Annotated in this window: 14 protein-coding genes; 11 read left to right on the top strand and 3 right to left on the bottom strand. The window is 72.1% G+C overall.

Annotated features, from left to right (window positions below; genetic code table 11):
- Positions 1-3 precede the first annotated feature (3 nt).
- The 6 genes from OHS58_RS13760 (at position 4) to OHS58_RS13735 (ending at position 9,581) form a co-directional block, all read left to right on the top strand.
- The gene (locus OHS58_RS13760) at positions 4-4,314 is read left to right on the top strand and encodes a beta-ketoacyl synthase N-terminal-like domain-containing protein (protein WP_328648467.1); all 4,311 of its coding nucleotides are present in this window, start codon (positions 4-6) and stop codon (positions 4,312-4,314) included.
- On the top strand, positions 4,311-4,616 hold the full coding sequence (locus OHS58_RS13755; protein WP_247051642.1) for an acyl carrier protein: 306 nt from the start codon (positions 4,311-4,313) through the stop codon (positions 4,614-4,616). The genes OHS58_RS13760 and OHS58_RS13755 overlap by 4 nt, the downstream gene beginning before the upstream one ends.
- Positions 4,613-5,419, top strand: coding sequence for an alpha/beta fold hydrolase (locus tag OHS58_RS13750; RefSeq protein ID WP_328648466.1), 807 nt, complete (start codon positions 4,613-4,615; stop codon positions 5,417-5,419). The genes OHS58_RS13755 and OHS58_RS13750 overlap by 4 nt, the downstream gene beginning before the upstream one ends.
- Entirely contained in the window at positions 5,419-6,582 is a 1,164-nt protein-coding gene (locus OHS58_RS13745; RefSeq protein ID WP_328648465.1) for a glycosyltransferase, read from the top strand. The genes OHS58_RS13750 and OHS58_RS13745 overlap by 1 nt, the downstream gene beginning before the upstream one ends.
- A gap of 47 nt (positions 6,583-6,629) precedes the next feature.
- A complete protein-coding gene (locus OHS58_RS13740) occupies positions 6,630-7,085 on the top strand; it encodes a GNAT family N-acetyltransferase (protein ID WP_328648464.1) in 456 nt (151 codons plus the stop codon).
- A 459-nt stretch (positions 7,086-7,544) separates the two neighbouring features.
- Positions 7,545-9,581 (top strand): MDR family MFS transporter, encoded by a 2,037-nt coding sequence (locus tag OHS58_RS13735; protein ID WP_328648463.1) that lies wholly within the window; start codon positions 7,545-7,547, stop codon positions 9,579-9,581.
- A 194-nt stretch (positions 9,582-9,775) separates the two neighbouring features.
- Here the strand turns inward: OHS58_RS13735 and OHS58_RS13730 are convergent, their stop codons facing one another.
- Positions 9,776-10,615, bottom strand: a complete 840-nt coding sequence (locus OHS58_RS13730; protein WP_328648462.1) for a PHP domain-containing protein — start codon at positions 10,613-10,615, stop codon at positions 9,776-9,778.
- A 39-nt stretch (positions 10,616-10,654) separates the two neighbouring features.
- Between OHS58_RS13730 and ligD the strand changes: the two genes are divergently transcribed.
- Positions 10,655-11,608, top strand: a complete 954-nt coding sequence (gene ligD / locus OHS58_RS13725; RefSeq protein ID WP_328648461.1) for a non-homologous end-joining DNA ligase — start codon at positions 10,655-10,657, stop codon at positions 11,606-11,608.
- A 34-nt stretch (positions 11,609-11,642) separates the two neighbouring features.
- A complete protein-coding gene (locus tag OHS58_RS13720; RefSeq protein ID WP_328648460.1) occupies positions 11,643-12,014 on the top strand; it encodes a hypothetical protein in 372 nt (123 codons plus the stop codon).
- Positions 12,015-12,063: 49 nt separating this feature from the next.
- Here OHS58_RS13720 and OHS58_RS13715 read toward each other — a convergent pair whose 3' ends face one another.
- A complete protein-coding gene (locus OHS58_RS13715) occupies positions 12,064-13,260 on the bottom strand; it encodes a thiolase family protein (RefSeq protein WP_328648459.1) in 1,197 nt (398 codons plus the stop codon).
- 133 nt (positions 13,261-13,393) lie between these two features.
- Between OHS58_RS13715 and OHS58_RS13710 the strand changes: the two genes are divergently transcribed.
- The 3 genes from OHS58_RS13710 to OHS58_RS13700 all read left to right on the top strand — a co-directional run bounded on the left by OHS58_RS13710 (position 13,394) and on the right by OHS58_RS13700 (position 18,613).
- A complete protein-coding gene (locus tag OHS58_RS13710; RefSeq protein ID WP_326949498.1) occupies positions 13,394-13,828 on the top strand; it encodes a winged helix-turn-helix transcriptional regulator in 435 nt (144 codons plus the stop codon).
- A gap of 331 nt (positions 13,829-14,159) precedes the next feature.
- Entirely contained in the window at positions 14,160-17,765 is a 3,606-nt protein-coding gene (locus tag OHS58_RS13705; RefSeq protein WP_328648458.1) for a discoidin domain-containing protein, read from the top strand.
- A gap of 86 nt (positions 17,766-17,851) precedes the next feature.
- On the top strand, positions 17,852-18,613 hold the full coding sequence (locus OHS58_RS13700) for an SDR family oxidoreductase (RefSeq protein ID WP_442875532.1): 762 nt from the start codon (positions 17,852-17,854) through the stop codon (positions 18,611-18,613).
- Here the strand turns inward: OHS58_RS13700 and OHS58_RS13695 are convergent.
- A complete protein-coding gene (locus tag OHS58_RS13695) occupies positions 18,610-20,040 on the bottom strand; it encodes a carotenoid oxygenase family protein (protein ID WP_328648456.1) in 1,431 nt (476 codons plus the stop codon). The genes OHS58_RS13700 and OHS58_RS13695 overlap by 4 nt on opposite strands.
- Positions 20,041-20,052 lie beyond the last annotated feature (12 nt).

Raw genomic sequence — 20,052 nt, 5'->3', positions numbered from 1 at the left:
CGGATGCCGGATCCCACGGCCAGCAGGTTCGCGATCGTCGGCATGTCGGTGCTGCTGCCCGGCGCGCCGGACCTCGACACGTACTGGCGCAACCTCGTCGGCGGCGTCGACGCGATCACCGAGGTGCCGCCGGAGAAGTGGGACAGCGCGTACTACGCCCCGGACGCCGAGCGGCGCGCCGACCGGATCTACTGCCGGCGCGGCGGGTTCGTCGACGAACTGGCCGAAGTGGACGTCACCGGCTTCGGGATCATGCCGAACTCGATCCCCGCCACCGAACCCGACCAGCTGATCGCGCTGCGGGTCGCGGCCCAGGCCCTGGCCGACGCCGGTGGCCCGGACCGGCTGCCCGCCGACCGCTCCCGCGTCGGCGTCATCCTCGGCCGCGGCGGCTACCTGACGCCCGGTCTGGTCCGGCTCGACCAGCGCGTCCGCACCGCGAGCCAGCTCGTGCGCACCCTCGGCGAGCTGCTGCCGGAGCTCGACGCCGACCGCCTCGACGCCGTCCGCCAGGCCTTCACCGACCAGCTCGGCCCGGAGGCACCGGAGTCGGCGATCGGGCTCGTGCCCAACCTGGCCGCGTCGCGGCTCGCCAACCGCCTCGACCTGCGCGGCCCGGCGTACACCGTGGACGCCGCGTGCGCGTCCTCGCTGATCGCGGTCGACCACGCCGTGCGCGAGCTCGCGTCCGGCCGCTGCGACGTCGTGCTCGCCGGCGGCGTGCACCACTGCCACGACATCACGTTCTGGAGCGTGTTCACCCAGCTCGGCGCGCTGTCGCCGTCCGAGCGCATCCGGCCGTTCCACCGCGACGCCGACGGCGTGCTGATCGGTGAGGGCACCGGCGTCGTCGTGCTCAAGCGGCTCGTCGACGCCCAGCGCGACGGCGACCGCGTCTATGCCGTGGTCACCGGCACCGGCGTCGCCTCCGACGGGCGGACCGCCAGCCTGGCCAACCCGGACTCCGGCGGCCAGGTCCGCGCCGTCCGCCAGGCCTGGGCCGCGGCCGGGCTCGACCCGCGGGACCCGGACTCGCTGGGGCTGCTCGAGGCGCACGGCACGGCGACCCCGGCCGGTGACGCGGCCGAGCTCACCACGCTCGCGGAGGTGTTCGGCCAGGCCGGGAGCGCGGTGCTCGGCTCGGTGAAGTCGATGATCGGCCACACGATGCCCGCGGCCGGCGTGGCCGGGCTGGTCAAGGCCGCCCTCGCCGTCCACCACGGCGTCCTGCTGCCGACCCTGCACTGCGACGACCCGAACCCCGCTCTCGACAAGACCCGGTTCTCCACTTTGGACACCGCGCGCCCCTGGGACGCGGCGGTGCGCCGTGCCGGGGTCAACGCGTTCGGGTTCGGCGGGATCAACGCCCACGTCGTGCTGGAGCAGGCCCCGGACCGGGCCGCCCCGGTCGTCGTGCGCGAGGCCGAGCGCGTGCTGCGGCTCGCCGCGCCGACCGTCGAAGCGCTGCGTGACATCCTTTCCGGACCGGACCGCGCGGTGCTCACCGCACCCGAAGGCACCGGGCCCGTGCGGCTCGGCATCGTCGACCCGACCGAGAAACGCCTGGCCCTGGCCCGCAAGGCCGTCGGCCGGGGCCGGCCGTGGCGCGGCCGCAACGACGTCTGGTTCGCCGACAAGCCGCTGCTCGGCCCGGGCGGCGGCAAGGTCGCGTTCGTCTTCCCCGGCCTCGAAGCCGAACTGGCCCTGAACTGCGGAGACGTCGCCCGCCACTTCGGCCTCCCGTGGCAGCATTCCGACGCCGCGGTCGGTGACGTCGGGCGCCAGGGCGCCGCCGTGTTCGAGCTGGGCCGGCTGCTGGAAGCCGCCCTGCGGCGGATGGGTGTGACGCCGGACGCCGTCGCCGGTCACAGCCTCGGCGAATGGACCGCGATGGCCGCGGCCGGGATGCACACGACGGCCGAGATCGACGCCTTCCTCGCCGGGTTCGATCCGGACAGCCTGGTCGTGCCGGGCCTGGCGTTCGCCGCGATCGGCGCGCCCGCCACGCAGGTGCTGGCCGAGCTGGCCGGCCGTGACGACGTCGTGCTGTCCCACGACAACTCGCCGAACCAGGCGATGGTCTGCGGCCCCGCCGCGGCCGTCGACGCGCTCGTGAAGACGTTCCGGACAGCCGGGACCGTGTCCCAGGTCCTGCCGTTCCGCTCCGGCTTCCACACCCCGATGCTGCGGCCCTACCTCGGCCCGATCCGCGCGGCGGCCGACGGCTTCACGCTGCACCCGCCGCGGGTGCCGATCTGGTCGGCGACGACGGTGTCGGAGTACCCGGCCGCCGAGGCCGACGTCCGCGCACTGTTCGTGCGGCACCTGCTCGAACCGGTCCGGTTCCGCCCGCTCGCCGAGACACTGCACGCGGCCGGGTTCCGGGCGTTCGTGCAGGTCGGCGCCGGTCAGCTCGGCTCGCTCATCGGCGACACCCTGCACGGCGAGGACCACCTCGTCGTCGCGGCGCACTCGCCGCACCGGCCCGGGCTCGCGCAGCTGCTGCGGGTCGCCACCGCGTTGTGGGCCGAGGGCGCGTCCCTCGACGGCACGGCGCTGCCAGGCCAGACCCGCGCCGTGACCCGCAAGGCCGTCAAGCTGGACCTCGGTGGGCACGTCATCACCCTCGACGACCGGACCCGCGCGCAGGTCGGTGCCCGGCTGGCCCAGGGGTCCACTGTGGACGTCCTGGCCGGGAAAGGGCCGATCGCGGCCGAGTTCGCGGCGCTGCTGCAGGACACGGCGAACCTGGCGTCCACTGTGCTCGGTGGGCGCAAGACCACCACGCCGCCGCCGGTCGAGCTGCGGACCACTTTGGACGTCTCGGTCGACGCGATGCCGTACCTGCTCGACCACTGCTTCTTCAAGCAGCCACCGCGCGCCGACGCGGGTGACCGCTGGCCGGTCGTGCCGGCCACCACGGTGATCGACCACCTGATGGGCTTCGCCGAGCAGGCGGCGCCCGGCCGGCGCGCGGTCGCGGTCCACGACGTACGGCTGAACCAGTGGATCACGGCGATCCCGGCGGTCACCGTGCCGGTGCACGTCGTGCCCCGAGGTCATGACCGGGTGTTCGCCGCACTGGGCAGCTACTCCCAAGCCGTCGTCGAGCTGGCCGGGTCCTATCCGGCCGCCGGCGTTGCGCCGTGGCGCTTCCCGGCGTCGGCCGAGGAGGTCCCCGAGACCCAGGCCCGCGAGCTGTACGACGACCGCTGGATGTTCCACGGCCCGCGCTTCCAGGGCGTCACCGAGCTGACCGCCGTCGGCGAGCGGCACGTCCGCGCCGTGCTCACCACCCCGGCCGCGCCCGGCGCGCTGCTGGACAACGTCGGCCAGGTGCTCGGCTACTGGATCATGTCCCGGCTGCCGGAACGCACCACCGTCTTCCCGGTCGCGATGCGCGAGATCCGGTTCCACGGCCCGCACCCGGCGCCGGGGGAGCGGCTGGAGTGCCTGGTCAAGATCACGTCGCTGACCGGCGAGTTTCTCGACGCCGACATGCAGCTCGTCCACAACGGACAGGTCTGGGCCGAGTTCACCGGCTGGCGCGACCGCCGGTTCGACAGCAACCCGGAGATCCGCCAGGCCGACCGGACGCCCGAGCGCTCGACGCTGTCGAAGGAGCAACCCGGTGGCTGGGCGCTGGTGCACGAGCAGTGGCCGGACCTGGCGACGCGCGAGCTGATCATGCGCAACTACCTCGCCGGCCCGGACCGCGGCGCCTACGACCGGCGCCCGCCGCGCGGCCGCCGTCAGTGGCTGCTCGGCCGGATCGCGGCGAAGGACGCCGTCCGCCAGTTCCTCTGGGCGCGCGGCGAACCCGAGATGTTCCCGGCCGAGCTGAGCATCGGCAACGACGACGCGGGCCGCCCCCACGCGATCGGCGCGTACGGCCGGGAGCTGCCGGAGGTGACGATCTCGGTGGCCCACCGCGCCGAGGCCGGCGTGGCGATCGCGCGGTTCGGCCCGTGCGGGATCGACGTCGAAGAGGTCGCACCGCGCGCGGAGTCCACTGTGGACGCGGCGTTCGGGTCGGCCGAACGGGTGCTGTTCGCGGCGCAAGAGGGCGATCCGGACGTCTGGTTCGCCCGGTTCTGGACCGCGAAGGAAGCCGTCGCGAAACTGCGCGGCACCGGGCTGCGGGGTGAGCCCCGCGACTTCGAAGTCGTCGCGGCGGCGCCGGAAGAGCTGACCGTCCGGGTGGCCGGGCACGACCACCACGTCCGCTGCACCGAGACCGCGAACCTGCCGGGCGCACCGCCGCGCCGGTACGTCGTGGCCTGGACCGAGGAGACGAAGGAGACTGCGGAATGAGCATCGAGACGACGGCCACCGGCGAGGCGGCGGTGCTCGCTCAGCTCGGCGGAATGCTGCGTGAGCTGCTCGAGGAGTACGGCCTCGACGACGCGGAGATCACCATGGACACGACGTTCCACGACGACCTCGAGCTGGAGAGCGTCGACCTCGTGGCGTTGTCCGGGCAGCTGCGCGAGCACTACGGCGAGCGCGTCAACTTCGCGACGTTCATCGCCGAGCGCGACCTCGACGAGATCATCGCGCTGACCGTCGGCGAGCTGGTCCGGTACATCGTCGCCTCGCTGCGGGACCGGCCGTGAGCCGGATCCGGGCGGGCGAATTGGACGTCCACGTCCAGCGCCTGACCCCCGACGTCCCGCTCGACGGCGACGCGCCGATCGTGGTGTGCGTCCACGGGCTGCTCACCGACAGCCTGGCCAGCTACTACTTCACCCTCGGGCCCGCCTTCGCCGAACGCGGCCTCGACGTGCTGATGTACGACCTGCGCGGGCACGGCCGCACGACCCGGCCCGAGAGCGGCTACCACCTCGAATCGTTCGTCGTCGACCTGGTCGACGTCCTCGACGCGCTCGGCATCACCCAGCCGGTGCACGTGATCGGCAACTCGTTCGGCGGCTCGGTGGCCTTCGGGCTGGCCGCCGCCCGGCCCGACCGCGTCGCCAGCGTCATCGCCATCGAGGCCGAGCCGCCGACGGCGGCGTGGACGCGGCACATGGCCGACGGCCTCGCCGACGCGAAGACCCGCCTCGCCATCGACGAGGTGATCGGCTGGATCAAGGACAACCACGGCGCGCACACCGCGCGGCTGTCCAAGGCGGCCAACCGGATCCTCCAGACGACCACGATGGCCGACGACATCCCGCGCAGCGCGACCATCAACGCGGACCTCTCGGACGTCCACTGCCCGGTGTTCGCCCTCTTCGGCGGCGACTCGGGGCTGGCGGCGCAGGTGCCGCACTTCGAGGAGCACCTCGACCACTGCCGCACCGTGGTGCTGCCTGACCAGGGGCACTCGGTGCTGGTCGAACGGACCGCCGAGACCATCGAGCTGATCTTCGACTGGGTCCGCGACGTCTCCCGGCTCCCGGCCCGGGTGCGGTAGTGGCCCGGTACCTGTTCGTCGTCCCGCCGCTGGTCGGGCACGTCAACCCGGCCGCCGGGGTGGCCGCCGAGCTCACCGCGCGCGGCCACGAGGTCGCCTGGGCCGGGCACGACGAGCTGCTGTGGCACCTGGCCGGCCCGGACGCGCTGGTGTTCTCGTGCGCGCTGCCGCCGGACGCGCCGGAGCGCCCGCCCGAGCTGAAGGGGCCCGCCGCGCTGCGGTTCCTCTGGCAGGACTTCCTCGTCCCGCTGGCCGACGCGATGGCGCCCGGGGTCGCCGCGGCCATCGACGCGTTCGGACCGCACGTGGTCGTCGCCGACCAGCAGGCCCTCGCCGGCGGCCTGCTCGCCGACGCGCGCGGCCTGCCGTGGGTCACCTCCGCGACGACGTCCGCCGAGCTGGTCGACCCGCTCGCGGGCATGCCCAAGGTCGCGGACTGGGTGGCCGAGCTGCTCGACGGCCTGCGCGCGCGGATCGGCGGCGGCACGGCGGATCCCCGGTTCTCGCCGCACGGCGTGCTCGCCTTCACCACCCGCGAGCTGCTCGGCGCGGTCGCGCTGCCGCCGAACGTCCGGCTGGTCGGGCCGTCCATCTCCGGCCGGCCGTCCACAACGGACTTCCCGTGGGAGTGGCTCGACCCGCCGCGGCCCACGGTGCTCGTCTCGCTCGGCACCGCGAACACCGACGCGGGAACGGGGTTCCTCACGTCCACAGTGGACGCCTTCGCCGGCCGGGAGGCCCGGGCCGTCGTCGTCGACCCGGGCGGGGTGCTCGGTGCCGTGCCGCCGAACGTCCTGGTGCGCCCGCGTGTCCCGCAGCTGCCGCTGCTCGCGCACGTCGACGCCGTGGTGTGCCACGCGGGGCACAACACCGTCTGCGAGACGCTCTGGCACGGCAAGCCGCTGGTCGTGGCGCCGATCCGCGACGACCAGCCGATCGTGGCCGCCCAGGTCGTCGCGGCCGGCGCGGGCGTCCGCCTGCGGTTCGGCCGCGCGGACGCCGGCCGCGTCGGCGCGGCGGTCGACGAGGTGCTGACCGAGCCGTCGTACCGCCGGGCCGCGGAGACGCTGTCGGCGTCGTTCCACGCCGCGGGCGGCAGCCCGGCCGCGGCGGGCCACCTGGAACAGCTGGCACTGGAGAGCCTGGCGCACCTGCGGCCCTGAAAGAATGTTGTTTACTTCGAAAAATCATCCGGGTTACCGTGCTCGGCATGACAGTTTCCGTGTGCACGGCCGAGGAAGTCCCGCAGCTCGTGGCGTCGGCGGTGGGGTTGTTCGCCGAAGACGGCGGCCGCCACGACCCGTCCGTGGACGTCGGCTGGCCCGCCCGCGAGGGTGAGTCCTACTACGCCGCGCTCGTCGAGGATCCGGCCGTCCTCTGCCTGCTGGTCCCCGGGGGCGGTGGCCACCTGGTCGGGCGGCTGTGCCGGCCGAACCCGCTGCGGCCGGGCGTGGTGACGGCGGATCTGGAGAGCCTGCGGGTCGACACCGGGCACCGGCGTGCCGGGATCGGCGCCGAGCTCGTGGCCGCCTTCTTCGCCTGGGCGAAGGAAAACGGGGCGACCGAGACGAAGGTCAAGGCCTTCGCGGCCAACGAGGGCGCGCTGGAGTTCTACCGGGCGCAGGGCTTCGAGCCGTTCGAGGTGATCCTGCGGCGAACCTCCTGAGTCGTACTCGGGCCCTGGTCGAGACCAACGTGCTCGGCCCGCTCAACTGCGGCACCGCGGCCTACTCGGCGTCCGAAGGCGCGGTGACGGAGTGCCGGGCAGCCACTTCACGATCGTGGAGGAGCACATCGCCGAGGTGACAGCGCCAGACTTGTCGTGAGTGTTTAGGGCGGTTCTAACCGCCCTAAACACTCACGACAAGCCGCGGCAGACTCATGAGGCCGCTGGGCTGTCCTGGCTCGCGGGGTGCCTCGGCCGCTAGGTCGCACGGGGTCGAGGGATCCCGCCGAGCTGCTCGGTCAGCGAGCTGTCGGCGGCGAGCTTGCCGGAGTGCTGGAACCGCCGCCCCGGGACCGCTGGACGCTCTGACGTTTCACCGGAACGGGTGACTCTCCACAGTGGACTCCGCGCCGGCCGCTCCCGCGCACTAGCTTGGGAGGCCGAGCGAGGGAGGGTGCCATGACGGCCACCGCGGAGGTCGCCCACGAGCCGGCGCCCGCGCAGCTCAGCAAGGGCCGGGTCAACGCCGTCTTCGGCGCGGTGCTGCTCGGCATGCTGCTCGCCGCGCTCGACCAGACCATCGTCGGCACGGCGCTGCCCACCATCGTCGGCGACCTCGGGGGCGCCGGGCACCTGTCGTGGGTCGTCACGTCCTACCTGCTCGCCGAGACGATCATGACCGTCGTCGTCGGCAAGCTCGGCGACCTGTTCGGCCGCAAGCTGATGTTCCAGCTGTCGGTGATCGTGTTCGGCATCGGTTCGTTCTGCGCCGGGTTCGCCGACAGCATGGTCTGGCTGATCGTCTGGCGCGCGGTGCAGGGCCTCGGCGGCGGCGGGCTGATGGTCACCTCGACCGCGCTCATCGCCGACGTCGTCCCGCTGCGCGAACGCGGCAAGTACCAGGGTGTGCTCGGTTCGGTGTTCGGCGTGGTGACCGTGGCCGGCCCGATGCTCGGCGGGTTCTTCGTCGACCACCTGTCCTGGCGCTGGGCGTTCTACGTCAACATCCCGCTGGTCATCGTCGTGCTGATCGTCGCGTCCTCGGCGATGCCGAACGCGCGCGCCGCGGTCAAGCCGGTGATCGACTACCTCGGCATCCTGCTCATCGGCCTGGCCGCGACCGGGCTGACGCTCGTCACCAGCTGGGGCGGCACCCAGTACGCGTGGGGGTCGCCGACGATCATCGGGATGGCGATCGGCTCGGTGGTGCTGCTGGGCGCGTTCGTCTTCGTGGAGCTGAGAGCCAAGGAACCGATGCTGCCGATGCGGCTGTTCCGGAACCCGGTGTTCACCGTCGGCGGGATCATGAGCTTCGTCGTCGGGTTCGCGATGCTCGGCGCGCTGTCCTACCTGCCGACGTACATGCAGTACGTCCAGGGCACCTCGGCGACGACGTCCGGGGTGCGGCTGCTGCCGATGGTGCTGGCGCTGCTGGTGGCGTCGATCGCCGCGGGCAACGCCGTCAGCAAGACCGGGCGGTACAAGATCTTCCCGCTGGTCGGCGCCGCGGGCATGACGATCGGGCTGTACCTGCTCTCGCGGCTCGACACCGACACCGGCTTCTGGGAGGCGTCGGCCTACATGGCCGTGCTCGGCTTCGGCATCGGGCTGGGCATGCAGGTGCTGACCATCGCCGTGCAGAACACCGTCGACTACGCCGACCTCGGCGTCGCCACCTCGGGCGTGACGTTCCTGCGGTCGATCGGCAGCTCGTTCGGCGCGGCGATCTTCGGGACGGTGTACGCGAACCAGCTGGCGCCGAACCTGGCCGCCGCGGCGGCCGCCCATCCGCTGCCACCCGGCGTCGACCCGCGCGTGACGCAGATCCCGAGTGCCCTGCACGCGCTGCCGGACGCGGTGTCGGCGCCGGTGATCCAGGCCTACAGCGACTCGCTGCACGTCGTGTTCCTCGCCGCCGCGCCGGTCGGCCTGGTCGCGTTCGCGCTGGCGTTCTTCCTCAAGGAGGTCCCGCTGCGCGACACGGCGCGCGCCGCGGCGCCGGACCTCGGCGACGGCTTCGCGATGCCGGAGGCCCGCACGGACGACCGCGAGCTGGAACGCGCGGTCGCGACGCTCTTCTTCCGCGAGCGCCGCAAGGTCGCCCCGGCGATCGTCGAGCGCGCGGGCAGCGACCTCGACGAGGGCGGCATCTGGTGTCTGCTGCAGGTCCACCTGCGGGAACGCCGCGGCGAGCCGGCCACGCTCCGGGCGATCGGCGAGCACTTCGGCGTCCCGGCGCCGGTGCTGGAACCGGCGTTCAACCGGCTGGAGCTGACCGGCCACCTGCGCTACAACGCGGGCTGGGCCCTCACCGACGCAGGCCGCGAGGAGTTCGCCAAGGTGGTCCGGGCGTGGCACGACTGGCTGGCGTCCCGCCTCGGCGACTGGGGCACGGGCGACCGGGCCGAACTGGACGCGGCGATCGGCCGGGTGGCCACGCGGCTGCTGGACCAGAGCACGGAGGTCCGCGCCTACGGCCGCCACGCCCTGGCGTGACCCGTCACCTTCGAGTGAACCTTTGCTCCGCAAAGCCGAGCTTTCGCTAGGAAAGATGCGTCCAGGCGGCCTTCGGACGCATCTTTCCTGGCGAAAGTGGCGACCGGTCGGTCACCGGCGGGGGCACTTTCGGGGGGCGGCGCTTTCACGTGAAAGTGACCATCTGGGGGTGGCGCTTTCACGTGAAAGTGCCGTCAGCGGCGCCAGAAGTCGTGTGGGGTGCGGCCCCGGCGGAAGCCGCAGGACTCCACCAAGGCCGCCGCTTCGGTGAAGCCGTGGCCGACCAGGCCTGGCTCGTGGGCGTCGCTGCCGAACGCGACCGCGTCGCCGCCGTCCTGGAACCACCAGCGGACGACCTCGCCCGGCAGCGGCACCTTGGTGTTGACCTCCAGCGCGCGTCCGCTGCCGGCCAGGGCGCGCAGCACCGTGCGGAACTCCTCCTCGTAGTCGGCCGCCACGAACGGCGGGCCCTCGCCGGGCCACGAACGCAGGGCGTAGTCGATGTGCGCCAGCACGGCGAAGTCCGTCGTGGACTCCACCAAGCCCAGTACCTCCGACAGGTACGCGCGCAGGATCTCGCCGGGCGGGCGGTCCGACACGATCGTCAGCTCTTGGTGGTGCCCGTCGTCGCCCGGCAGCGAGTGCACCGAGCCCAGCACGCGGTCGAACGAGTGGGACGCCAGCAGCGCGTCGGCGCGCGAGCGGTGCCAGTGCGGCTCGCTCAGCTCCACTCCGGACAGGATCCGCAGGTCCGGGAACCGGCCGCGGCACTCGTCGACCGACGCCAGGTAGCCCTCGACGTCGAGGTCCGGCGGCTCCAGGACGCCGTCCGGGCGCAGCCGCACCCGGAAGTGGTCCGGCAGCAGCGGGCGGATCGGTTCCGGGATCAGCCACGGTGTGAGGTCCGCGTGCTCGGTGAACGCGACCGACGGCAGCCCCAGCTCCAGCGCGCGTGCGCACGAGCCGATCATCGACCCGGTGACCGTGTCCCAGGACCATTCGGTGTGGACGTGGCCGTCCGTCGGCAGACTCACCGGACCACCGTAACGCCGGATTTGAGCTAGCGTCTCGGTATGGCGCAGAAGGCGGTGGAGCTGGAGGTCGGGCCGCACACGGTGCGGATCTCGAACCCGGACCGGGTGTACTTCCCGGCCCGCGGCGAGACCAAGCTCGACCTGGTCAACTACTACCTCTCGGTGGGCGACGGCATCGTCAACGCGCTGCGCGAGCGGCCCTGCATGCTGCACCGCTTCCCGTCCGGCGTCGCGGGGGAGAAGGTGCACCAGAAGCGCGTCCCGAACGGCGCGCCGCCGTGGCTGGAGACCGTCCGGGTCGAGTTCCCGCGTTACAAGCGGCACGCGGACGAGCTGTGCGTCACCGAGCTGGCGCACGTCGCCTGGGCGGTGCAGATGTCCACTGTGGAGTTCCACCCGTGGAATTCTCGGCGCGCGGACACGGAAAAGCCCGACGAGTGGCGCATCGACCTCGACCCGATGCCCGACTGCGGTTACGACCGCGTCCGCCGGGTCGCGCACGTGGCCCACGAGATCCTCGACGAGCTGGGCGCGGTCGGCTGGCCCAAGACGTCCGGCGGCCGCGGGCTGCACGTCTACGTCCGGATCGAGCCGCGCTGGGGTTTCCAGGACGTCCGCCGCGCCGCGCTGGCCTTCGCGCACGAGGTCGAACGCCGGGCCCCGGACGAGGTGACGACGACCTGGTGGCGCAAGGACCGCGACCCGCGCACGCTCTTCGTCGACTACAACCAGAACGCGCGCGACCACACGATCGCCAGCGCGTACTCGGTGCGCGGCAACCCGGAAGGCACGGTCTCGACGCCGATCCGCTGGGACGAGATCGACGACGCCGAGCCCGGCGACTTCACCATCGCGACCGTCCCGGCCCGCTTCGCCGAGCTGGGCGACCTCCACGCCGGCATCGACGACGCCGTGTTCTCCCTCGACCCGCTGCTGGAGTGGGCCGACCGCGACGGCGTCGAAAAGGCTGTCGAGGAACCACCCGGAGACTGACGTATTTCCGGGCGGCCTCGCGCCTCCGCCCGGTATGAAGATCGTGCTGTCCGGTGTGGACGCCGGGGCGTGGAGCCTGGTCGCGCTGCAGGTGATCCTCGAACGCGAAGGCCACGTCGTGTGCGTGGCGGCCGACGTGCTCGAGGCGTGCCGCCGTGAACAGCCGGACTGCCTGGTGCTGTCCGCGACGGACGGCGGCGCGGACTGCGCGCACGTGATCACCGGGGTCCGCGCGAACCCGGCCTTGACTCGGCTGCCGACAGTGATCGCGGGTCGCCTGGACCTGCCTCGCCGCGAGCTGCTCGCGCTCGGCTTCGACGAGGCGTTCCCGGCCACCACGGACGCGCCGGGGCAAGCGGTCGTGTCGCTGCGGCTGTACCTGGGTCGGGTTGTCGTGAGTGTTTAGGGCGGTTCTAACCGCCCTAAACACTCACGACGAGCTGCGGCAGACCCGGCTAGTCGAGGCGCTCGATGATCGTCGCGTTGGCGAGGCCGCCCGCCTCGCACATCGTCTGCAGGCCGTAGCGGCCGCCGGTTTCCTCCAGCACCGACAGCAGCGTCGTCATCAGGCGGGCGCCGCTGCCGCCGAGCGGGTGGCCGAGCGCGATCGCGCCGCCGTGGACGTTGACCTTCGCCAGGTCCGCGCCGATCTCGGCCTGCCAGGCCAGCACGACGCTGGCGAACGCTTCGTTGACCTCGAAGGCGTCGATGTCGGACACGCTCAGCCCGGCCCGGTCCAGGACCTTGCGGGTCGCCGGGATGACGCCGGTGAGCATGTACAGCGGGTCGTCGCCGACCACGGCGAAGTTCCGGATCCGCGCTCGCGGCCGGAGCCCGAGCGCCGCGGCCGTCTCGCTGCTGGTGATCATGAGCGCGGCGGCACCGTCGTTGATCGGCGACGAGTTGCCCGCCGTGACGCGCCAGTCCAGGTCCGGGAAGCGCTGCTCCCAGACGTCGGCGCGGAACGCGGGCTTCAGCCCGGCCAGGATCTCCGGCGTGGTGCCCGGCCGGACCGTCTCGTCGGTCGTGACGTCGACGAGCACGCCGTCGGGGCCGGGAGCCTTGAGCGGCGCGACCTCGCGGGTGAACTTCCCGTCGGCCCACGCCTTCGCGGCGCGCTGGTGGCTTTCGGCGGAGAACGCGTCGAGCCGGTCCCGCGTCAGGCCCCACTTGGCCGCGATGAGTTCGGCGCTGATGCCCTGCGGTACCAGGCCGTCCGGGTAGCGGGCGGCGACCTGCGGGCCGAACGGGTCACGCCCGGCCACCTGGCTGCCCATCGGCACCCGGCTCATCGACTCGACGCCGGACGCGATCACGGCGTCGTACGCGCCGGCGATGACACCCTGCGCGGCGAAGTGGACGGCCTGCTGGCTGCTGCCGCACTGCCGGTCCACGGTCACGGCGGGCACCGACTCCGGCAGGCCGGCGGCGAGCGCGGCCCAGCGGGCGGTGTTCATGCTCTGCTCGCCGATCTGGCCGACGGCGCCGCTGATGACGTCGTCGATCCGGGCCGGGTCGACACCGGTGCGCTCGACGAGCGAGCGGAGCGCGTGGGCGTGCAGGTCGACCGGGTGCACCCCGGCCAGTGTCCCGTTCGGCTTGCCCTTGCCGATGGGGGTCCGTACCGCGTCGACGATCACCGCGTCCGTCATGGCGTCTGCCTCCTCGCAGATCGGGGATACCCTCGGTATACGCTGAGTGAGTTGGATTGCACAACTGACCTGTTCGCCAGGTCACACGTTCTTGACGTGCTAGGTTGGATTTTCAACCCGTGGAGGTGACGTCGTGCGGCGTGGTCGCGAGTGTTCGGTGGCGGAAGCCCTCGAAGTCGTCGGCGAGCGGTGGAGCCTGCTCGCCCTGCGCGAGATCATGCTGGGGGAGCGGCGGTTCAACCAGATCGCCGAGAACACCGGCGCCAGCCGCGACATCCTCGCCGCGCGGCTGCGCAAGCTCGTCGACGCCGGCGTGCTCGAGAAGGTCCAGTACGAGGCGCACCCGCCGCGGCACGAGTACTACCCGACCGAAGCCGGCCGCGCGCTGCAGCCGATCCTGCTGGGCCTGATGGCCTGGGGCGACAAGTACGTCCACCAGGGCGAACCGCCCACGTTGTGGCGGCACGCCTGTGGCGCCGAGCTGCGCGCGGTGACGGTCTGCGAGCACTGCGGCGAGCCGGTCAACGCGCCCGGCACCCACGCGATCCGGCTGGGCGCCGTGCACTGACGTCCGCACCTCCGTCTCCCGGAAGGCCCTTCGCACTCGCGAGGGGCCTTCCGGCCGTTTGGGCGTTGACTTGAGACCCCCGTCACTGTAACTCTTGAACGAATCAGTGCAAGAACCTGACAGCAGCGCGAGAAATCGCGGCAGCAGTCAGGAAGATCCCGCCCAGCTCCTCAACGCCGAGGTGTCCATGACGGCTGCTTCGCCCTGCCCACGCGCGCCTCCGGCCCGGCCGGTCGCGCCCGTCCGTTCCCCGGTTTCCGCCGTGCCCGCGCTCCGCGGGCCGGTCCTCGCTCCTGTCGTCTCCCCGTCCTCCCCGGATCAGAGGAACCCCATGAGAACGAAGCGACTCCTGTCGCGCGCGGCGACCTACGCCGCCCTGTCCCTGCTCCTGGCGGCACCCGCCGTCGCGGCGAGCGGCGCCCCGGCCGCGACCGCCGTCCCCGCCGCTGCCGCCGCGGTCCAGCCCGCCGCCCAGGCCGTGTCGGCGACCTACACGGCCAGCAGCCAGATCGCCGAGTACCCCGCCTCGAACGTCGGCGACGGCAACCAGGCCACCTACTGGGAAAGCGCGAACAACCAGTTCCCGCAGTGGATCCAGGCCGACCTCGGCGCCACCACGAACCTCGCGCAGCTCGTGCTGAAGCTGCCCACCGGCTGGGAAGCGCGCACCGAGACCCTCACCGTGCAGGGCAGCACGAACGGGACGAGCTTCAGCGACCTCGTCGCGTCGGCCGGCTACCGGTTCGACCCGGCCACGGCCAACACGGTGACGATCAACGTCACCGGCAGCACCCGCTACGTGCGGCTGAACGTCACCGCCAACACGGGCTGGCCCGCCGCGCAGCTGTCGGAGTTCGAGGTGCACGGCAGCACCTCCGGCGGCGACACGCAGGCCCCGTCCGCGCCCGGCAACCTCGCCTACACGGCGCCCGCGAGCGGCCAGCTCCGGCTGACGTGGTCGGCCTCGACCGACAACATCGGCGTCACCGGCTACGACGTCTACGCGAACAACGCGCTGCGCGGCAGCGTCGCGGGCACCGTCCTGACCTACACGGACAACCAGCCCGACGGCACGACCGTGGCCTACTACGTCCGCGCGCACGACGCCGCGGGCAACCAGTCGGCGAACAGCAACACGGTGACGCGCAACGGCACCCAGGTCGGCACGAACCTCGCGGTCGGCAAGCCGATCACGGCGTCGTCGACGGAGTTCACGTTCGTCGCCACGAACGCGAACGACAACTCGACCAGCACGTACTGGGAGGGCGGCGGCGGGACCTACCCGAACCTGCTGACCGTCGGGCTCGGCTCCAACGCCGACCTCAGCCAGGTCGTCGTCAAGCTCAACCCGGACGCCTCGTGGGGCCCGCGCACCCAGACCATCGCCGTCGAAGGCCGTGAGCAGGCGTCCTCGACGTTCACGACCCTGGCCGCCGCGCAGACGTACAACTTCAACCCCAGCAGCGGGAACAGCGTCACCATCCCGCTGAGCGGCCGCGTCGCCGACGTCCGGCTGCGCGTCACCGCCAACTCCGGCGCCGGCGGTGGGCAGGCCGCGGAGTTCCAGGTGATCGGCGTCCCCGCGCCCAACCCGGACCTGACGGTCTCGGGCGTGTCCTGGTCGCCGCAGAACCCGGTCGAGACCGACGCGATCACCGCGTCGGCGACCGTCCGCAACGCCGGCACGGCGGCCGCGGGCGCGACGAACGTCAACCTCTACCTCGGCACCACGAAGGTCGGCACCGCCGCGGTCGGCGCGCTGGCCGCCGGAGCGTCGACGACGGTGTCGGCGAACATCGGCGCCCAGAACGCGGGCAGCTACCAGCTGACCGCGAAGGTCGACGAGGCCAACGCCGTGCTCGAGCAGAACGAGAACAACAACTCGTTCACCGGCTCGACGGCGCTCGTCGTCAGCCCGGTGCAGAGCTCCGACCTCGTCGCGGCGACCGGCTGGTCGCCGAACTCCCCGTCGGCGGGCAACACGGTGACCTTCAGCGTGACGCTGCGCAACCAGGGCACGATCGCGTCGGCGTCCGGTGCGCACGGCGTGACCGTGACGCTCACCGACACGAGCGGCGCCGTCGTGAAGACGCTGACCGGCTCGTACTCCGGCGCCATCGCGGCCGGGGCCACGGCGTCGCCGGTCAACGTCGGCACGTGGACGGCGGCCAACGGCAAGTACACCGTGAAGACGGTCGTCGCGAACGACGCCAACGAGCTGCCGGTGAAGCAGGCCAACAACACCAGCACGCAGACGCTGTTCGTCGGCCAGGGCGCGAACATGCCCTACGACATGTACGAGGCCGAGGACGGCGTCCTCGCGGGCGGCGCGGCCGTGGTCGGCCCGAACCGCACCATCGGCGACCTCGCCGGCGAGGCGTCCGGACGCAAGGCCGTCACGCTGAACTCGACCGGCTCCTCGGTGGAGTTCACCACGCGGGCGGCGACGAACACGCTGGTCACGCGCTTCTCCATCCCGGACTCCGCGGGTGGTGGCGGGATCAACTCGACGATCAACGTGTACGTCAACGGCACCTTCCTCAAGGCGGTCGACCTGACCTCGCACTACGCGTGGCTCTACGGCGCCGAAACCGGCCCGGGCAACTCGCCGGGCACCGGGCCGCGCCACATCTACGACGAGGCCAGCGCGCTGCTCGGCACCACGGTGCCGGCGGGCAGCAAGATCAAGCTGCAGAAGGACGCGGCGAACAGCACGAACTACGCGATCGACTTCGTGAACTTCGAGCAGGCCACCGCGCAGGCGAACCCGGACCCGGCGCACTTCGCCGTCCCGGCCGGGTTCACGCAGCAGGACGTCCAGGCCGCCCTGGACAAGGTCCGCCAGGACAGCACCCTCACCGGGGTCTACCTGCCGGCCGGGAACTACTCGCTCTCGAGCAAGGTGAACGTCTACGGCAAGGCGATCACGCTGATCGGCGCCGGGCCGTGGTTCACGAAGTTCTCCGCGCCCGCCGGGCAGGAGAACACCGACATCGGCTTCGACGTCCAGTCGACCGCCAACGGCTCGACGGTCAGCGGGTTCGCGGTGTTCGGGAACTACACCTCCCGCATCGACGGCCCCGGCAAGGTGTTCAACCTGGCCAACGTCGCGAACCTGACGATCGACAACATCTGGGTGGAGCACCAGGTGGTCATGGTGTGGGGCACCAACGTGGACAACACCACGATCAAGAACTCCCGGATCCGCGACACCTACGCCGACGGGATCAACCTCACGAACGGGAGCACCGGCAACCACGTCGTCAACGACGAAGCCCGGTCCACCGGTGACGACAGCTTCGCGCTGTTCGCCGCCACGGACATCAACCAGGGCAACCAGTACGACAACGTGTTCGAGAACCTGACCGCGCTCACCCCGTGGCGCGCGGCCGGGCTGGCGGTCTACGGCGGGTACAACAACACCTTCCGCAACCTCTACATCGCGGACACGCTGACGTACTCGGCGATCACGATCAGCTCGCTCGACTTCGGCTACCCGTTCCTCGGGTTCGGGCCGCAGCCGACGACGGTCCAGAACGCCTCGCTCGTCCGGGCGGGTGGCCACTTCTGGGGCCAGCAGACCTTCCCGGCGATCTGGATGTTTTCCGCTTCCAAGGAGTTCCGCGGGATCCGGGTGTCCGATGTGGACATCCAGAGCCCGACCTACAGCGGGATCATGTTCCAGACGAACTACGTCGGCGGGCAGCCGCAGAACTCCGTGCAGGACACCGTGTTCACCAACGTGAACATCAGCGGGGCCCAGCGCAGCGGGGACGCCTTCGACGCGAAGTCCGGGATCGGCATCTGGGCCAACGAGCTGCCGGAACCGGGTCAGGGCCCGGCCGTCGGCTCGGCGACGTTCACCGGGCTCACGCTGAGCAACAACGTCCAGGACATCCGGAACACGACAAGCACGTTCACCATCGTCCGCAACTGATCGAATAGTGCCGTCAAGGCCACCTTACGGGCGACAGACGCCCGTAAGGTGGCCTTGACGGCGTTTGATGGGCGGAGGTGGGCCTCGTGCGGATCCTGGTCACCGGCGGCACCGGGCAGCTCGGCAGGGTGGTCGCCGCGCGGCTGCGCGCGGCGGGCGAGGACGTCCGCGTCCTCAGCAGACGGCCCGGGCCGGACGTCGTGCCTGGCGACCTGCGCACCGGGCGCGGCATCGACAGCGCGCTGGCCGGCGTCGACACCGTCGTCCACTGCGCCACCGACTTCCGGCACGAGACGGCGCTCGCGCGGACGCTGCTGGAGGCCGCGCGCTGGACCGGCGGGCCGCACCTGGTCTACGTCTCGATCGTCGGCGTCGACCGCGTCCCGCTAGGCTACTACAAGAGCAAGCTCGCGACCGAACAGCTGATCGCCGCCTCGGGCCTGCCGTACACGATCCAGCGGGCGACGCAGTTCCACGCGCTGGTCCGGACGTTGTTCGCGGGCGCGTCCCGGCTGCCGGTGCTGCCCGTGCCGCGGGTGCGGTTCCAGCCGGTGGACGTCCGCGACCTCGCGCCGCGCCTCGCCGACCTGGCCACCGGTGATCCGGCGGGCCACGTCGACGACTTCGGCGGCCCCGAGATCCTGGCCGCGGCCGAGCTGGCCCAGGCGGTCGCGGAGGCGAGCGGGCGGCGCCGCCGGATCGTCTCGGTGAAGGTGCCGGGGGAGACGTTCCGGGCGTACGCCGGCGGTGGGCACCTCGCGCCGGACCACCTCGACGGCCGGATCACGTTCGCGCGGTACCTGTCCGAGCAGGCCGACGCCGGGGTGCTGGGGTACCGGAAGCGCTAGCTCGGCAGCCAGTTGCCGTGGAAGCCGATCGGCACCCGGTCCGGCAGGTGGATCGCGGCGACCGTTTCGAGCGTGCCGGCGTCGAGCAGCGTGAGTTCGCTGCGCTCGGTCGCCGCGTCGTGGACGAAACCGGCCAGGACGCCGTCGTCCTCGGCGGCGTCCGCGGCGCGCGGCACGAACACGAACTCCGCCGGTGAGCGCCCGGGCCCGAACGACCGCACCTGCGTCGAGCCGTTCGAGAAGTCGTGCTTGTACAACGAGTCCGCCGGGCTGGCGCCGGTGGTCACCGACGGCGCGTAGCCGTAGCGGTGCGGGCGGCCGACCACGCGTTCGTCGACGCGCGGGAACTCCTGGCCGCGGTCGTCGAGGCGTTCCTCGATGACCTTGCCGGAGGAGAAGTCGACCGTCCACCGGTCCAGCGTCGGCACGCCCTCGTCGGGGCCGTGCAGCTCCCGGTCGAAGATCCGGGGATGGCGGACGACGTCGAGCACGACGCTGTCGCCGTCGTCGTAGGCGTTGAGCGGGTGGAAGACGTAGCACGGCTCGACGTCGAACCAGCGGACGTCGCCGTTGCCGCCTTCGCGCGGCATCACGCCGATCCGCGCGGGGTACTTCGGGTTCCAGTGGTAGGGCAGGCCGCCGTTGGCCGCGATCTTCGTGGCCAGCCGGGCGGTGATCGGGTCGGGGATCCGCACGCGGCCGATGACCGCGGAGAGCACGAGCCGGGCGGTGGAGCGCAGCAACCGGGACGGGATCGCCGCGGTCGCCATGCCGGCGTCGAAGGTCACGGGCAGGTCGTAGAAGACGACGTGCCGCTCGGTGAGGGAGAAGTCGTGCATCATCGGCGCGCCGGTGACCTCGACGTCCACCTCGCGCCGGACCCGGCCGGCCGCGTCGATCACGGAGTAGGTGACCTTGTTGCCCTTGGCCATCGAGTACGAGACGGCGTGCAGCTCGCCGGTCAGCGGGTCGCGCTTGGGGTGGGCGGTGTAGCCGCCGGAGAGGGTGCCGTCGAAGTCGCAGCGGCCCTCGGTGTCGAGCTCGTCGGACAGCTCCCAGATCGTGGCGCCCGCCTCCATCAGCGCGAGCGTCTTGCCGGCGTGGCCGATGACGTTGGTGTTGGCGCTGAGGCCGTGCGGGGTGCGGCGCGGCCGGTCGCCGTCGAGGATCGCGTCGATCGAGGGGTTGCGCACCCAGCGGTTGCGGTACCACTCGGCCTTGCCGTCGCGCAGGCGGACGCCGTGGACCATGCCGTCGCCCATGAACCAGTGGTAGGCCGCCGGGTCCACTTCGGACAGCGGGTTGGGGCCGTTGCGCAGGTAGCGGCCGTCGAGGAAGTCCGGGATCGTGCCGGTGACCTCGAGCTCGGTGAGCGTGTGCTCCTGGCTGATCGGGGCGAAGTTGCCTTCGAGGAAGGGATTGGTCATCACCGGTAGTAG

The organism is Amycolatopsis sp. NBC_00348, assembly GCF_036114655.1.
Classification (GTDB): Bacteria; Actinomycetota; Actinomycetes; order Mycobacteriales; family Pseudonocardiaceae; genus Amycolatopsis.
This window is presented reverse-complemented; position numbering and strand designations above follow the sequence as displayed.

What these genes read in the sequence shown, in the direction of transcription:
- OHS58_RS13760 (WP_328648467.1), top strand. Translation starts at nt 4, where the DNA reads ATGCCGGATCCCACGGCCAGCAGGTTCGCGATCGTCGGCATGTCGGTG.
- OHS58_RS13755 (WP_247051642.1), top strand. Translation starts at nt 4,311, where the DNA reads ATGAGCATCGAGACGACGGCCACCGGCGAGGCGGCGGTGCTCGCTCAG.
- OHS58_RS13740 (WP_328648464.1), top strand. Translation starts at nt 6,630, where the DNA reads ATGACAGTTTCCGTGTGCACGGCCGAGGAAGTCCCGCAGCTCGTGGCG.
- OHS58_RS13735 (WP_328648463.1), top strand. Translation starts at nt 7,545, where the DNA reads ATGACGGCCACCGCGGAGGTCGCCCACGAGCCGGCGCCCGCGCAGCTC.
- ligD (WP_328648461.1), top strand. Translation starts at nt 10,655, where the DNA reads ATGGCGCAGAAGGCGGTGGAGCTGGAGGTCGGGCCGCACACGGTGCGG.
- OHS58_RS13720 (WP_328648460.1), top strand. Translation starts at nt 11,643, where the DNA reads ATGAAGATCGTGCTGTCCGGTGTGGACGCCGGGGCGTGGAGCCTGGTC.
- OHS58_RS13715 (WP_328648459.1), bottom strand. Translation starts at nt 13,260, where the DNA reads ATGACGGACGCGGTGATCGTCGACGCGGTACGGACCCCCATCGGCAAG.
- OHS58_RS13705 (WP_328648458.1), top strand. Translation starts at nt 14,160, where the DNA reads ATGAGAACGAAGCGACTCCTGTCGCGCGCGGCGACCTACGCCGCCCTG.
- OHS58_RS13695 (WP_328648456.1), bottom strand. Translation starts at nt 20,040, where the DNA reads ATGACCAATCCCTTCCTCGAAGGCAACTTCGCCCCGATCAGCCAGGAG.